We start from the raw sequence: 14930 nt of genomic DNA, 5'->3' as shown, positions 1-14930 counted from the left end.
CGCCGGGGCTACCAGGCGGAGCTGCGGGCCGCCGGCCTGCGACCCGACCCGAGCCTGGACGTCGAATCGTCGTTCATGTTGCCCACGCGCGCGGCGTGTCGGGGCAACAACTTCATGATCGACGGCAGGTTCGCAGGGGGCCGGTAGGGGGTCAGAAGCCCAGGGCCTGGGCTCGGCGCTTGACCTCACGGGCCTGGTCGCCGGAGAGGGCGGCGGCCGGGGTGTTGCCGGGCAGCGTGTCGTCCGGCTCGTAGAGCCAGCGCAGCGCCGCCTCGTCGTCGTAGCCGTTGTCGGCGAGCAGGTTGAGCACGCCGGGCAGGTGCTTGAGAACTGTCTCGTTGGCCACCAGCTCCGCGGGTATCCGGCGGATGCCGTCGCGGCGGACCGCCAACAGCTCCCGGTCGCGGATCATCTGGTGCACCTTGCTGATCGACACGTCGAGCCGCTCGGCGACGTCGGGCAGGGCGAGCCAGCCCTCCGGGTCGGTGGGGCCGGCGAGCTCGGGGCCGGGTACGGCCTGGTCGGGTACGGATTCGGTCACCCGATCACCCTGCCACGCCGTGGCCGGCGAGGGCCACCGGCACCCCGCACGGCCAGTTCGCGCCCGCCGACGGGCACCGCCGGTGAGCAGCGGATCAGGGCCATGACCGAGGTGGCGACGACGACGGGACGGACCAGGAACGGCTCCGGGCTGTAGCATCCTGTTCAACTCCCACCTCCTGGACACATAGACTCCCTGCCGATGGACACTCAGGTCGCCGACACGTTGCTGGGCTCGCTGATCGACGGGCGCTACCGCATTCGCGGTCGCGTGGCCCGTGGCGGCATGGCGACCGTGTACACCGCCACCGACGAACGCCTCGAGCGCACCGTCGCAGTCAAGATCATTCACCCGACCCAGGCGCCCGAGGCACGGGCCCGGATCGCCAACTTCGTGGCCCGGTTCACCGACGAGGCGAAGACCATCGCCCGGCTGACCCACCCGAACGTCGTCGCGGTCTACGACCAGGGCACCCACGCCGGTCTGCCGTACCTGGTGATGGAGTACGTCCGCGGCCGTACGCTGCGCGACGTGCTGGCCGAGCGACGCCGGCTCAACCCGGACGAGGTGCTGGCCATCGCCGAGCAGATGCTCGCCGCGATCGCCGCCGCGCACCGGGCCGGCCTCGTGCACCGCGACGTCAAACCGGAGAACGTGCTGGTCGCCGAGGCGCCCACCGGCGGCGTCGCCAACCTGGTGGACAGCGTCGTCAAGGTGGCCGACTTCGGGTTGGCCCGCGCGGTCGAGGCCAGCGCCGACGACGAGCAGGGCAACCAGCTGATGGCGACCGTGGCGTACGTCGCCCCGGAGCTGGTCACCGAGGGTCGGGCCGACCCGCGCACCGACGTCTACTCCGCCGGCATCGTGCTGTTCGAGATGCTCACCGGCCGGGTGCCGTACGACGGGGACCGTCCGGTGGACGTGGCCTGGCAGCACGTCGACCGGGACGTACCGGCGCCCTCGACGCTGGTGCCCGGCCTGCCGTCGGCCCTGGACGCCCTGGTGCAGCGCGCCACCCGGCGTGATCCCGCGGCCCGGCCCGCCGACGCCGGCGCGCTGCTGGCCGAGGTTCAGGTCGCCCGGGACCGCCTGGGTGACGTCAACAGCACCAGCACCGCCGTGCTGCGCCGGGTGACGGACGAGCCGCCGGTCTCCCAGCCGACCATGATGGTCGCCACGGTCCGCCCGGCCGAACGGCCGACGTGGGCCCGCCTGCCCGAGGGCGCCAGCCAGGGCCCGGGCCGGCGGCGTGCCGCACCGGAGCCGTCGGAGGGTTTGGCGGCCCGGTTCGCGACGCTGCGCGACACGGTGCTGGGCAACTCCCATGGCCGCCTGGCCGTCGCCGCCGTGGTGGTGGCGCTGGGTCTGGTGGCCGCGCTGGGCGGCTGGTGGTTCGGTGTCGGCCGCTACACGTCCGCCCCGCAACTGGTCAGCCTGAGCAAGACCGACGCGCAGGCCCAGGCCGAACGCGCCGGCCTGACCCTGGCGTACGGGGAGCCGCGCTACGACGAGAAGGCCCCGAAGGACAGCGTGCTCGGGCAGGACCCGGCGTCCGCCAGCAAGATCGTGAAGGGTGGCACCATCACCCTGACCCTCTCGCTGGGTCCGGAGCGCTTCCCGGTGCCGGACGTGATCGGCAAGGAGTACGAACTGGCCGAGGCCGATCTGGCCAACGTCAAACTGGTGGCGGCCAAGGGCACCCCTCGCTACGACGACAACCTGCCGGCCGGCGTCGTGCTGGACAGTTCGCCGAAGGTGGGTGCCGAGGTCAAGCCGGGCACGAAGATCACGCTCATCCTGAGCCGCGGCCGGGCGCCGGTGTCGGTGCCCAACCTGGTGGGCAAGAGCCTGACCGAGGCCCGTACCGCCCTCGCCCAGCTCAACCTGAAGCCGGTGGAGACCTACAAGGACTCCGACAAGCCCAAGGATGAGATCCTCGGCCAGAGCCCGGCCGACGGCGCAGGCGTGGAGAAGGGCACAGAGGTCAAGCTCGAGATCAGCAAGGGCCCGCCGCTGGTCGTGGTGCCCCGGGTGATCGACCTGCCGTGTCAGCAGGCCAAGCAGGTGCTGGAGAGCCAGGGCTTCCCGGTGACTGTCGCGATCAACCCGAACGCGGTGGCCCGGATCCAGGCCCCCGGCGAGAATTCCCAGGTGCCGCCGGGCACCCCGGTCGTCATCACGTGCTTCTGATGCCTGTGGTCTCCTCGCGTCCGGTGGGCGCGCACACTCCGACCTCCGGCGGGCTGGCGAAGGCGGCCCTGCCGTACGTCGACGCGACAGGCGCCGCGGCCGTGCAGGTGTACGTCTCCAACTCGCGTGGCTGGGCGTTGCCTCCGGGTGATCCGGCGCAGGACGCGCTGTTCCGCGAGGGCTGCGCCGAGCGGGGCATCCCGGCGTTCATCCACGCCTCGCTGCTGGTCAACCTGGGCTCACCCACGGCGGCCACTGTCGAGAACTCGGCGCAGACGCTGGCGCACGCGCTGCGCCGGGGTGTGGCGATCGGCGCGCGGGCTGTGGTGTTCCACGCCGGCAGCTCGGTCGACGAGGGGCACGCCGAGGAGGCGATGCGGCAGGTCCGTCGCGAGCTGCTGCCCCTGCTCGACTGGGCCGCCGAGGTCGGTGGACCGATGCTGCTGGTCGAGCCGAGCGCCGGTGGCGGCCGCTCGCTCGCCTCCCGCGTGGAGCAGCTCGGGCCCTACCTCGACGCGGTGGACCGGCATCCGATGCTCGGGGTCTGCTTCGACACCTGCCACGCCTGGGCGGCCGGGCACGACCTGGCCGCCGAGGGCGGCATGACCGCGACCCTGGACACCCTGGTGGCCACGGTCGGTGCGGACCGCTTGCGGCTGGTGCACGCCAACGACTCGAAGGATCTGTGCGGCTCGACCCGGGACCGGCACGAGAACATCGGCAAGGGCACCATCGGCGAGCCGGCCTTCGCGGAGCTGATGGCCCATCCGGCCACCGCCGGCGTCCCCGTGGTGGTGGAGACCCCCAGCGAGAAGCAACTCGGCCACACCGCCGACATAGCAACCCTGAACCGCCTGAACCCCTGATCCCTTCTCCTCCTGTTGATCAAGAGCTGTGCGTCATCCGAAGACCGGAATCTGACGCAAAGCTCTTGATCAACAGGGAGTGGGTCAGGCGGCGAGGATCCTGGCCAGGGCGGTGGCCGCCCGGTCGATCGCGGCGTCGTCGACGCCCAGGTGGGTGACCAGGCGGGCGGTACGCGGGCCGAGCACCGAGACCAGTACGCCCTCCGCGCGGGCGGCCGCTGCCAACGCGCGGGCATCCAGCGCGTGCTTGGTCAGGTCCAGCGGAACGAGGTTGGTACGGACCGCCGCGGCGAGCACCCCGAACGGGGCGACCGTCTCGGCGAGCCGGGCCGCCTTCGCGTGGTCCTCCGCCAGCCGGTCGACGTGGTGCGCCAGGGCGTACCGGCCGGCGGCGGCGAGGATGCCGGCCTGGCGCATGCCGCCGCCCAGCCGCTTGCGGATCAACCGGGCCCGTTCGATCTTCTCCGCGCTGCCCACCACCAGCGAGCCGACCGGCGCACCGAGCCCCTTGGAGAGGCACACGGACAGCGTGTCGAAGAGGCGGCCGTACTCGGTCAGCGGCACCCCGTCGGCGACGTGCGCGTGCCAGATCCGGGCGCCGTCGCAGTGCAGCGCCACCCCCGCGTCGTCGGCGACCCCGCGCAGCTCCCGCAGGGTGGCCAGCGGGATCACGCCGCCACCCCCGCGGTTGTGGGTCTGCTCGACGGCGATCGCGCGGGTGGGCACGGCGAAGTAGCCGTCCGGACGGATCATCCGGGCGACCAGCTCCGGATCGATGTCCGCGCCGACGGCCGGCCAGGTCCGCGAGGAGATCCCGCCGTACGCGGCGGCGGCGCCGATCTCGTACGTGACGACGTGCGCGTCGGCGTCGCAGAGCAGCTCGTCGCCGGGTGACACCAGCAGTTGCAGGGCGATCTGGTTGGCCATCGACCCGCTCGGGGCGAAGAGCGCCGCCTCGTGCCCGAACAGCGCGGCGACCTCCGCTTCGAGGGCGTTGACGGTGGGGTCCTCGCCGTAGACGTCGTCACCGACCTCAGCGGCGGCCATCGCCTCCCGCATCCCGGCGGTCGGCCGGGTCACCGTGTCGGACCGCAGGTCCACGAACTGATCAGCCACTGTCATCCCTTCGAACACCAAGCTCACTCCTCGCGTCAGCCACGGGACCTGCCTTTCGGCCGCCGACTGCGGGGCTCGCAAGCTCACTCCTCGCGTCAGCCACGCAGCATCTCGGCCACGAGGAAGGCCAGCTCCAGCGACTGCTGGGTGTTGAGCCGAGGATCGCAGGCGGTCTCGTACCGGTCGGGCAGGTCGAGGTCCTCGATGCCCTGGGCACCACCGAGGCACTCGGTGACGTCCTCACCGGTCAACTCGACATGGATGCCACCGGGGTGAGTGTCCAGGCCCCGGTGCACCTCGAAGTAGCCGAGCACCTCGTCGACGATCCGGTCGAAGTGCCGGGTCTTGTAGCCGTTCGACGACTCGTGGGTGTTGCCGTGCATCGGGTCGCACTGCCAGACCACCTTGGCGCCGGAGGCGGTGACCTTGGCCACGATCGGCGGCAGGGCGTCGCGGACCCGGTGGTTGCCCATCCGGCTGATCAGCGTGAGCCGGCCGGGGATGTTGTCCGGGTTGAGCTTCTCGCACAGCTCGATCGCCTCGTCCGGGGACGTGGTCGGGCCGAGCTTGACGCCGATCGGGTTGGCGATCCGGGAGATGAAGTCGATGTGCGCGCCGGTGATCTGCCGGGTGCGCTCACCGACCCAGAGGAAGTGCCCGGACAGCCCGTACGCCCGACTGTCGGAGACCCGGGTGAGCGCCCGGTCGTACTCCAGGGCGAGGGCCTCGTGGGAGCAGTAGAGGGTGACGGTCCGCAGCGCCTCGTCGTCGGTCATCCCGCAGGCCCGGATGAAGGCCAGCGCCCGGTCGATCTCCCGGGCGATCGCCTCGTAGCGCTCCCCCGCCGGGGAGGTCTTCACGAAGCCCTTGTTCCAGTCGTGCACCGCATGCAGGTCGGCGAGCCCACCGGCCAGGTACGCCCGCAGCATGTTCATCGCGGCGGCCGAGTTGGCGTACGCCCGGATCATGCGCTGCGGGTCGGCGACCCGGGCGGCGGGGTCGGCCTCCAGCGAGTTGATCATGTCGCCGCGGTAGGCGGGCAGGCCACGCGCGTCGGTGGGCAGCGAGCGGGGCTTGGTGTACTGGCCGGCGACCCGGGCGACCTTGACCACCGGCAGCGACGCGCCATAGGTGAGCACGATCGCCATCTGGAGCAGGGTGCGGGCGTTGGCCAGCAGGTGGCTCTCGGTGTTGTCGACGAACGTCTCGGCGCAGTCACCGCCCTGGAGCAGGAACGCCTTACCCTCGCAGACCAGGGCCAGCTTCTGCCGGAGCTGGTCCACCTCGTAGGGCGCGACGACCGACGGCACGGTGTCGAGGACCTTGCAGACCTCGGCGACGGCGGCCGGATCGGACCACGGGGGGATCTGCTCGCGGGGCAGCTCCCGCCAGCGGTCCAGACCGAGGGCGGCGTCCTCGGCGGAGTCGACTGTCGGACGGCTGGTCTGCAGGCCCGGGCTGCCCACCGCGGGATGGCTCAGCTGATGCCACTCATGGCGCATGAGAGAAAGCGTACGGCGACCGTGGGCGTACCCGAGCGGCGAGGGGGACGGTTCCGGCAGATGGGAGATCAACCCCGCCGATGCCGGTCAGGACACCGGTGAGGCGCCGACCCCGTTCGGCGACGGGCTGGCGGCCGGGTTGCCGCCCGGCGCCTCCCCGGCGATGCACCAGTCGCCGCCGTCGCGGGTGACGGTGAACACCAGCGGGCGGGTGACCTTGCTCTTGCCGGCGGTGACCGAGACCGAGACGCTGACCTCCTGGCCGCGCGGCCCGGACCGGACGTCGGTGATGGCCGCCTCGGGCACCTCGAAGTGGTCGGCGAAGTCACCGTTGGGGCCGGTGGCGGCGAGGTCGAACCCGTCGTGCAGCAGCTCGCAGAGCTGGCTGCGGCCGGCGGCGACGTCCTTGGCGGTCATCGCGTCGAGGTACGCCTGCACGCGCTCACGAGACCGGGTGCCGGCCTCCTCGGCGGGGGCACGCTCGGGCTTGGCGGCCGACTCGTCCTCGTCACCGCCGCCGATCCCGCAGCCGACCAGGGCGGCCGGGAGCAGCACCAGCCCGGCGGCGGCGGCCGCCAGCCTGCGGTGGATCGGGCGCATGACCACCTCCGTCGACGGGGAAATCGAGACGTGCCGAGCCGCGAGTCTGCCACATCGGGCCCGACCCGCCCAAGGCCGGCGACCCCTGCCGACCCACCTGAGGCCGGCGACTCGGGCCCGACCCACCCAAGCCGGCGGCCCGGCCGACGCTGGGCGTCGACCGGGCCGGTACGGCACGGGCGGGGAGAGGCGGTGCGGGCCCCTCCCCGCCGTGTGGGTGGTGCGTCGACCGTCGGCTCAGCCGAGGCCGCCCTTGATGGCGCCGATGAGCTCGCCGTTGCTCGTGTCGCCGGAGAGCTCCCAGAAGAACGCGCCACCGAGGCCCTGGTTGTTCGCGTACGTCATCTTGCCGTTGATGGTCGACGGGGTGTCGTAGCTCCACCAGTTGCTGCCGCACTTGGCGTACGCGGTGCCGGCGATCGTGCCGGTGGCCGGGCAGCTGTTCTTGAGGACCTTGTAGTCCTCGATGCCCGCCTCGTAGGTGCCCGGCGCCGCGCCGGTGGCGCTGCCGCCCGGTGCGGCCTGCGTGACGCCCGTCCAGCCCCGACCGTAGAAGCCGATACCGAGCAGCAGCTTGTTGGCCGGGACGCCCTTGCTCTTGAGCTTCTGGATCGCCGCGTCCGAGTTGAAGCCCTGCTGCGGGATCCCGGTGTACGAGGTGAGCGGCGAGTGCGGCGCCGTCGGGCCCTGGGCGTTGAAGGCGCCGAAGTAGTCGTACGTCATCGGCATGAGCCAGTTGAGGTTGCCGATGGCGCCGGCGTAGTCGGTGGCGTCGATCTTGCCGCCGTTGCTGCCGTCCGCCGTGATCGCGGCGGTGACCAGCGCGCTGGACCCGAACTTCGACCGCAGGGCGCCGATCACGTTCTTGAACGCGTTGGGCCCGCTGGTGTCGCAGGTCAGACCGCAGGCGTTGGGGTACTCCCAGTCGACGTCGATGCCGTCGAAGACGTCCGCCCAGCGCGGGTCCTCGACCAGGTTGTAGCAGCTCTCGGCGAACGCGGCCGGGTTCTGGGCGGCCTGGGTGAAGCCGCCGGACCAGGTCCAGCCGCCGAACGACCAGATCACCTTGAGGTGCGGGTTCAGCTGCTTGAGCTTGCGCAGCTGGTTGAAGCTGCCGCGCAGCGGCTGGTCCCAGGTGTCGGCGACGCCGTCCACGCTGTCCGCCGCCGTGTACGCCTTCTCGTAGTCCGCGTAGCTGTCACCGATGGTGCAGCGACCGCCGGTGGTGTTGCCGAAGGCGTACAGGATGTGGGTCAGCTTGGCGGCCGAGCCGCTGGTCTGGATGTTCTTGACGTGGTAGTTACGGCCGTAGACGCCCCACTCGGCGAAGTAGCCGACGACCTTCTTGCCGCCCGTGTTCGGCGGTGGCGTGGTGGGCGGAGCGGTCGTGGGCGGCGCCGTGGTCGGCGGTGCGGTCGTGGGCGGCGCCGTGGTGGGCGCGGCCGTGGTCGGCGGGGTGGTCGGGGTGCCGCCACCGCACGGTGCGCCGTTGACGGTGCAGTTCAGCGGCGCCTTGTAGGCGCCGGTGCCGTTGTAGCCCCAACTGAACGAGGCGCCCGGGGCGAGCCCACCGGCCCAGCTCTTCTTGACCGCGACGTAGTGGTTGCCGCTGCTCGTGACGTCGGCGTCCCACGCGCTGCTGATGGTGGTGCCCGACGGCAGGTCGAACTCGATGCGCCAGGTGGCGACCGTGGCGCTGGAGCCGTTGGTCACGGTCACCTTCGTCTCGTGGCCGGTCCCCCAGTCCTGTGCCTTGGCGAACGTGGTGGTGACCGTGCCGGCGCCGAACGCGGTCGTCATCGGCACCGCCGCGACGGTCACGGCGACCACGGCACCGGCCCAGAGGGCCCGGCGGAGCGATCTTTTCATAAGGCGTCTCCCGAACTGTTAGGAAACTTTCCAAAAGAGATGGTGAGACGGTACTCACGCCGTCATCAGTTCGTCAAGATGTCCATGTTTCGATTTCTCCTGGTGCGTGGACTGCGCCCGCGCCGAGCCGCAGGTCATCGCTCGGGGGTCACGGGCCGGCGCGTAGCCTCGGGCCCATGACCGTCTTCGACATCCCGATCGACGCCCTCAGCGGCGGGCCCGCCGACCTCGCCCAGTACCGGGGCCGGGCGCTGCTGGTGGTCAACGTCGCCTCCCGCTGCGGCCTCACCCCGCAGTACGCCGGCCTTCAGACCCTCGCGGACACGTACGCCGAGCGTGGCCTGGTGGTGCTGGGCGTGCCGTGCAACCAGTTCGCCGGGCAGGAGCCGGGCACGGCGGCCGAGATCAGCGACTTCTGCCAGGTCAACTACGGGGTGACCTTCCCGCTGACCGAGAAGGTCGACGTGAACGGACCCGACCGGCACCCGCTGTACGCGGCCCTGGTGGAGACCCCGGACGCCGACGGGCACACCGGGGACGTCCGCTGGAACTTCGAGAAGTTCCTGGTGGCCCCGGACGGCACGGTCGCCGCCCGCTTCGCCCCCACTGTCGAACCCACCTCCGACGACCTCCGCACGGCGATCGAGAAAACCCTCCCCACCCCCGCCTGACCCACCCCGCGCCCGGCCCGCCCGCGCCCGCCCGCGCCGGGCGTGCTCGCGGTGATCAAGAGGTTTGCGTCAGGGGTGAGCCTTCATCTGACGCAAACCTCTTGATCACCAGCACCAGCACCAGGTGCGGGTCGGGGCGGCGGTGCCCGGGCCGACCACCGTCGGGTGGCACATCCCCGCGGGACGGGTTGGCGGGCAGCGCGAGCAGTAGCGTGAGCAGAACCGGCTCGGCGCGCGGCCGGGTGGACCGCGCCGGCCGTCCGCGCAGCCGCTCCGCGTCGGGTAACCGGAATAACCCACCGCGCCGGTCGGGAATGCGTCGTGGGTGGACGAAGTTGGGAAGAAGCATGACAACTGTGGGACTGATCGGCAGCGGCAACATCGGCGGCACCCTGGCCCGGCTGGCGGTGGCCGCCGGCTACGACGTGGTGCTGAGCAACTCGCGCGGGCCGGAGACGCTTACCGACCTGGTCGACGAGTTGGGTGAGCGGGCCAGCGCCGGCACGACGCAGGACGCGGCGCAGATCGGTGATCTGGTGGTGGTCAGCGTGCCGCTCAAGGCGTACCGGGCGGTGCCCGCGCAGCCGCTGTCCGGCAAGGTCGTCATCGACACCAACAACTACTACCCGCAGCGCGACGGGGCCTTCCCGGAGCTGGACGCGGGTGAGATCACCAGCAGCGAGCTGCTCCAGCAGCACCTGCCGACCTCGCGGGTGGTCAAGGTCTTCAACAACATCTACTTCAAGGCCCTCGCCTCGCTCGGCCGGCCGGCCGGGGCGGCCGACCGCAGCGCCCTCGCGATCGCCGGTGACGACGCCGCCGCGAAGGCCGAGGTGACCGCCTTCCTGGACCGGATCGGCTACGACACGGTGGATGCCGGCTCGCTGGCCGAGGGGTGGCGTTACCAGCCGGACACCCCGGCGTACGGCACGCTCTACGCCGCCACGCCGACCGACTGGGAGCACCCCGCGTCGAGTGACGCCGAGAAACTGCGCGCCGCGCTGGCCGCCGCCACCCGCTGAGCACCGCCGCCGTCCTGGGACGACCGCCTACCGGGTGGCCGTTTCCAGGGCGGCGGCGAGTTCGTCGTCGTAGCTGGCGATGGGCTGGCCGTCCACGTCGTACGCGACGAGTCGGCCCTGCGCCATGCTCGCCGACCGGAACGAGAACGTCCGCGTACCCGGGTAGGCCGCCAGCAGGGGAATGTTGCGGGGCGCTCCGCCCGGGGCGGAGTAGTACGCCAGCCGGGCGACCCGCGCGGAGACCACACCGTTGACCCGGACCTTCGTCTTCTCGGCACGGGTGCCGAAGGTGACCGGCGCGTCGGTGGCGTAGGCGGCGCACTCGGCCGGGCCTCGGCAGACGAAGAAATATCGTGGATTGGCGACGTCGTCGAGGACGTACGCCTTGAACGTGGGGTCCGCTCCGGCGGGCAGCGGTTGCACGGCGAAGAAGGCGAGAGCCACCACGGCCGAGACGCCCACCCGCAGCCAGGCCCGGCCGGCGGCGGATCGCCTGTTGCTCCGGACGGCCGCGACCGCGACACCGCCGAAACCGGCCAGGCACAGCAGGCACACGCCGACGGCTCGGGCGTTCTCGAACAGGAACTGCACGCCCGGCCGCGTCGACACCGGGCCGAGGACGGCGCCCAGCGAGACGACCATGGCGGCGAGCAACGCCGCGCCGGCCACCCGCTGGGTGATGCCGGACGCGCCGACCAGCAGCATCGCGGCGAGCACCGGCCACACCTGATGGTGGGTCCAGGACACCGGGGACGCGGCCACCGTGGCGCAGCCGACGAGGATCGCCGCGTGCCCGGGACGGCCCTGCCCGGCCAACCGCCGGGCGCGCAGCAGCGCCGCGCCGCAGATCACCGCCACCAGCCCGGCCCAGAGCACGGGCAGCGCCGCCTCGTCGACCCCGATGCGCAACAGCATCCCGTGCACCGACTGGTTGCCCAGCGAGGCCAGGTTGCCGATCCGCGAGGTCTGCCGGACCGCCTCGGTCCAGTACGTCCAGCTCTCGGCGGGCAGCACGACCGCCGCCACCGCGGCGCAGGCGCCGAACGTCGCCACCGCGCGGCCGGCGTCGCGGTAGCGCCCGGTGGCGAGGAAGTACGCGACGAACAGCAGCGGCGTCAGCTTGATCGCCGCGGCCACCCCGACGAGCACCCCGCGCAGCCGGGGTGGGCCGACGCCCATCCCGTCCAGCAGTGCCAGCAGCACGATGAAGACGCTGACCTGCCCGAACCGCAGGTTGCTCTGCACCGGCGCCGACAGCATCAGCACCGTGGCGGCCACCGCGACGACCAGCGGGCGGTGCGACCGATCGGTGCTCAGCGCGACACCGACCATCGCGGCGATGGCGACGACCGCCGCGCACGTCGCCACCAGCCAGACGCCCTGGAGAACGCCCTCGCTGACTGCGGTGATCGGGGCGAGCACCAGGGCGGCGAACGGCGGATAGGTGAACGGCCCGCCGTTTTGGGCGCGGTACTCGTACAGCCGCCGGCCCGCGTGCAGATCGGACAGCGCGCCGTAGTAGATGTGCAGGTCGGAGAGTCGATCACCGCGCCTGAGCACGAGCACACAGGACACCAGCGCGACGACGACGAACGCCGCCCACGCCAGCGCCACCCGGCGATCCCGCATCGCCCGAGAATAGGTGAACGCGAGGCCGAGCGATGGCCCGTCAACCGTTGGCCAGGCAGTCCAACGGAGGCGCTCACGGCCTCGACTGTCGGGCGTAGACGCTATTTCTGAAAGAGCACCGAGGCGACGTCCGCCACGATTTCGAGGGCCCAGTCCAACTGCGGACAGTCGTGCTGACCTTGACACTCCAGACAGCCGCCCGTCTGCCAGGGTCGATCATGCACTCGGGACCAGTGAGCGTCGAGGACCCGCTCGGCCATGAAGAGTTCCGTCGCCCTGGACACCGGCTCGTCGATCGCCATCGCACGCACCTTCCCGAGGTCACGAGATGCACACCCTGGAGGGCGGAGGCCATGCGTCGCGCCCTCCAGGGGTGGATGGATCGAAAACCTCGGGGTGCTGAAGTCCAGAAGAGTCCGATCGCTGTCTCACTGTATCCACTGTCTCACTGTAGTCAAGTTCTCACTGTGCTCAGTCGATTCGCGTCGTCACTTGTCCTGCCCAGGCCCCGGCTGGAAGCATGATCTTCGCTGAAGTCCAGGAGAGCTGATCATGCCTACCAGGCCACCGCACTACCTCCGTGTCGCCGACGACATCGCGCGCAGAATCAACTCCGGGGAGTACCCGCCCGGCCATCAACTGCCCTCGGTCTCGGAAATTGGCGAGATCTACAACGTGGCACGATCGACCGCCTACCGGGCCGTACGCGAACTGCACCAACGAAACCTGGTCTACGGCCAACAGGGGCAGGGCGTTTTCGTGGCCGAAGCGGAGTAGCCAGCGGGGAGGATCAGACCGCGTCTGCCCTCGGAAGAACGGGGACAGGGCGCCGGGCGTGCACCCGAGCGTCGTCGTCGACGAACGCTGCGCCGACAGGTCGCGCAGCTTCGACAGCTGGAACACCGGCGGCGTCCGGGTCCGGGTCGGCGCCTGGCAGGTGCCGCTCGCCGACCTGCTCAACGCGACAGTGGCCGCCGGTCTCCGACCGGTCCGGTTCGTCGAGGCCGGCTCGGGAGGTGTGCCGGACCTGCTCGGCTTCCTCGCGGTGCGGTAGCGGCACCAGCCCGGCGTTCTGGGTCGGGATCTCCTCGCGCCGCACTACAAGATCGCGCTCGATCCTGGATGTAGTGGCATCCTCCCGACGCCGAGACCACTACATCCTGGATCGAGCACGATCTTGCGGCAGGCAGCGCGGGCAGCGGCGCGGGGTAGCGCAGGCAGCGGCGCGGCGCGGCGCGAAGAAACATCGCGCGCACAACTTGCGTCGGAGTCCCACACACGGGACTCTGTCCGTGGGTTGCCGCCCGCTCACCGAACGTGCCCTTCCGGAGGCGACATGCACACGCTCCGTACCGCGTCCCGCCGGCTGTTCGCCGGCGCTGGCGCGTTCCTGCTCGGCACCGCCCTCGCCGCCACCGCGGCGGCCCCGGCCAGCGCGGACACCGTCGGCTACGTCCGCCTCGCCCACCTCTCCCCCGACACCCCGGCCGTCGACGTCTACCTGGCCGCCCCCGGCGCCGCGAAGCCGAGGGTGTTCCCGGGCGTCGGCTACGGCGTGGTCTCCGACTATCTCCGGCTGCCCCCGGGGCGGTACGCGGTGGCGATGCGCGAGGCCGGCACGCCCGCCAGCGAGCCGCCGGTGCTCACCACCGAGGTGGCGGTGACCAGTGGCGGCGCGTACACGGTGGCCGGTGTCGGGCGGCACGCCGACCTGGGGCTGCGGGTGCTCACCGACGATCTGAGCGCTCCCACCCAGGGCCGGGCCAAGGTGCGCGTCGTGCAGGCGTCGGTGCGCACACCCGTTCTCGACGTCGCCGCCGCTGACGGGCCGACGATCGCCGACGGCGTGCAGTTCGCCACCACCACGGACTACCAGCAGGTCGAGCCGGGCACCTGGAAGCTGCGGCTCACCGGCGCGGGCGGCCCGAGCACCGACGCCGAGGTGCGGCTCACCGGCGGCGCGGTCTACTCGCTGCTGGTGCTCGACGACAAGCAGGGCGGCCTCACCGCCGAGCTGCGCCGCGACGCCGAGGGCGGCACCGTCGCACCGGCCGGCGGCGTGGACACCGGTGCGGGCGGCACGTCCGACGCCGGGTTCGGCGCGTACCCCCTGGTGGCCGGCGGGTTGGCCGCGGCGGCCGGCGCGGCGAGTCTGCTCCTGTGGCGCCGGCGGCGGCGCACCACCTGGTGAGCATCGGGCCCGCCGCCGCCATCCGACGGCATCGCGACCGCCGGGCGCCGCTGGCCGCGCTGGTCGCGGCCGGCGCGGCGGTCTGCCTGGCCGCCGGCACCGGGGTCGGGCTGGCCACCACCGGCCCGCCGCCGGCCGCGAGCTGGCACCCCGGCTGCGCCGACGGCTGCCCGTCCGTGGCCGCGCCGCCGCGGCCGGCAGGTCCACCCACGCGGGTACGCGTGCCGCGCATCCGCGTCGACTCGGAGCTCACGGTGCTCGGCCTGGACCGCGCCGGCGTACTCGTTCCGCCGGCCGAGTTCGACACGGCCGGCTGGTACGGCGGCGGCCCGGCACCCGGCGACACCGGCCCGGCCGTGCTCGCCGGGCACCTGGACTCGCGCAGCGGCCCGGCGGTCTTCGCCCGGCTCGACGAGCTGCGTCCGGGTGACCTGGTCCAGGTGTGGCGCGGCGGGCGGTGGCTGTCGTTCCGGGTGACCGGATCGCTGCGTACCCGCAAGGACCGGTTCCCGACGGCCGTGGTGTACGGCCCGACGCCCGGGGCGGAGCTGCGTCTGGTCACCTGCGGGGGCGACTTCGACCGGCGGCGCGGGCACTACCGGGACAACGTGGTGGTGTTCGCGATCGCCGACGGCTGATCACCTCGGCGTGCGGGAGGTCGGGGTGTCCGGCCCGGCCCGACACCCCGGATTCCCGGATCCCGAGTCGATCACCGCCGGGCGGGCCGACACCA

Annotated in this window: 15 protein-coding genes; 8 read left to right on the top strand and 7 right to left on the bottom strand. The window is 72.1% G+C overall.

Annotated elements, in window-relative coordinates:
• Window positions 1-151: 151 nt before the first annotated feature.
• Window positions 152-541 (bottom strand): Rv2175c family DNA-binding protein, encoded by a 390-nt coding sequence (locus AB0B39_RS21955; RefSeq protein WP_234589071.1) that lies wholly within the window; start codon window positions 539-541, stop codon window positions 152-154.
• A gap of 201 nt (window positions 542-742) precedes the next feature.
• Between AB0B39_RS21955 and pknB the strand changes: the two genes are divergently transcribed.
• Both pknB and AB0B39_RS21945 read left to right on the top strand, forming a co-directional pair.
• Window positions 743-2731 carry a Stk1 family PASTA domain-containing Ser/Thr kinase gene (pknB, locus tag AB0B39_RS21950; RefSeq protein ID WP_357496766.1) on the top strand — a complete coding sequence of 663 codons (1989 nt, stop codon included), beginning with the start codon at window positions 743-745 and terminating at the stop codon, window positions 2729-2731.
• Window positions 2732-2736: 5 nt separating this feature from the next.
• Window positions 2737-3597 carry a deoxyribonuclease IV gene (locus AB0B39_RS21945; RefSeq protein ID WP_357575217.1) on the top strand — a complete coding sequence of 287 codons (861 nt, stop codon included), beginning with the start codon at window positions 2737-2739 and terminating at the stop codon, window positions 3595-3597.
• Between the two features lie 84 nt (window positions 3598-3681).
• Here the strand turns inward: AB0B39_RS21945 and AB0B39_RS21940 are convergent, their stop codons facing one another.
• The 4 genes from AB0B39_RS21940 to AB0B39_RS21925 form a co-directional block, all read right to left on the bottom strand.
• Entirely contained in the window at window positions 3682-4713 is a 1032-nt protein-coding gene (locus AB0B39_RS21940) for a GntG family PLP-dependent aldolase (protein ID WP_357575210.1), read from the bottom strand.
• Between the two features lie 95 nt (window positions 4714-4808).
• Window positions 4809-6215 carry a class II 3-deoxy-7-phosphoheptulonate synthase gene (locus AB0B39_RS21935; RefSeq protein ID WP_357575209.1) on the bottom strand — a complete coding sequence of 469 codons (1407 nt, stop codon included), beginning with the start codon at window positions 6213-6215 and terminating at the stop codon, window positions 4809-4811.
• A gap of 87 nt (window positions 6216-6302) precedes the next feature.
• Entirely contained in the window at window positions 6303-6815 is a 513-nt protein-coding gene (locus AB0B39_RS21930; protein WP_234589061.1) for a nuclear transport factor 2 family protein, read from the bottom strand.
• A gap of 237 nt (window positions 6816-7052) precedes the next feature.
• Window positions 7053-8684 carry a glycosyl hydrolase family 18 protein gene (locus AB0B39_RS21925; RefSeq protein WP_357496760.1) on the bottom strand — a complete coding sequence of 544 codons (1632 nt, stop codon included), beginning with the start codon at window positions 8682-8684 and terminating at the stop codon, window positions 7053-7055.
• A 176-nt stretch (window positions 8685-8860) separates the two neighbouring features.
• On the opposite strand from AB0B39_RS21925, the gene AB0B39_RS21920 reads away from it, so the two are divergent.
• Both AB0B39_RS21920 and AB0B39_RS21915 read left to right on the top strand, forming a co-directional pair.
• Window positions 8861-9355, top strand: coding sequence for a glutathione peroxidase (locus AB0B39_RS21920; protein ID WP_357496758.1), 495 nt, complete (start codon window positions 8861-8863; stop codon window positions 9353-9355).
• A gap of 347 nt (window positions 9356-9702) precedes the next feature.
• Window positions 9703-10377, top strand: coding sequence for an NADPH-dependent F420 reductase (locus AB0B39_RS21915; protein WP_357496756.1), 675 nt, complete (start codon window positions 9703-9705; stop codon window positions 10375-10377).
• Between the two features lie 27 nt (window positions 10378-10404).
• Here the strand turns inward: AB0B39_RS21915 and AB0B39_RS21910 are convergent, their stop codons facing one another.
• Together AB0B39_RS21910 and AB0B39_RS21905 are read right to left on the bottom strand one after the other, a co-directional pair.
• Window positions 10405-12006, bottom strand: coding sequence for a glycosyltransferase 87 family protein (locus AB0B39_RS21910; RefSeq protein ID WP_357575208.1), 1602 nt, complete (start codon window positions 12004-12006; stop codon window positions 10405-10407).
• 101 nt (window positions 12007-12107) lie between these two features.
• Window positions 12108-12308 carry a hypothetical protein gene (locus AB0B39_RS21905; RefSeq protein WP_357575207.1) on the bottom strand — a complete coding sequence of 67 codons (201 nt, stop codon included), beginning with the start codon at window positions 12306-12308 and terminating at the stop codon, window positions 12108-12110.
• A gap of 250 nt (window positions 12309-12558) precedes the next feature.
• On the opposite strand from AB0B39_RS21905, the gene AB0B39_RS21900 reads away from it, so the two are divergent.
• The 4 genes from AB0B39_RS21900 (at window position 12559) to AB0B39_RS21885 (ending at window position 14835) form a co-directional block, all read left to right on the top strand.
• Window positions 12559-12783: a GntR family transcriptional regulator gene (locus AB0B39_RS21900; protein ID WP_354858235.1), complete on the top strand. Its 225-nt coding sequence runs from the start codon at window positions 12559-12561 to the stop codon at window positions 12781-12783.
• 58 nt (window positions 12784-12841) lie between these two features.
• Entirely contained in the window at window positions 12842-13060 is a 219-nt protein-coding gene (locus AB0B39_RS21895; RefSeq protein ID WP_357575206.1) for a hypothetical protein, read from the top strand.
• Between the two features lie 282 nt (window positions 13061-13342).
• On the top strand, window positions 13343-14197 hold the full coding sequence (locus AB0B39_RS21890) for a DUF4397 domain-containing protein (RefSeq protein ID WP_357575205.1): 855 nt from the start codon (window positions 13343-13345) through the stop codon (window positions 14195-14197).
• Window positions 14167-14835, top strand: a complete 669-nt coding sequence (locus AB0B39_RS21885) for a class F sortase (protein WP_357575204.1) — start codon at window positions 14167-14169, stop codon at window positions 14833-14835. Before AB0B39_RS21890 ends, AB0B39_RS21885 begins: the two co-directional genes overlap by 31 nt.
• Window positions 14836-14930: the final 95 nt, after the last annotated feature.

The organism is Micromonospora sp. NPDC049114, from assembly GCF_040648635.1.
GTDB lineage: Bacteria > Actinomycetota > Actinomycetes > Mycobacteriales > Micromonosporaceae > Micromonospora.
The sequence above is the reverse complement of the archived record's forward strand: the minus strand, read 5'-3'. Positions and strand labels throughout refer to the sequence as shown.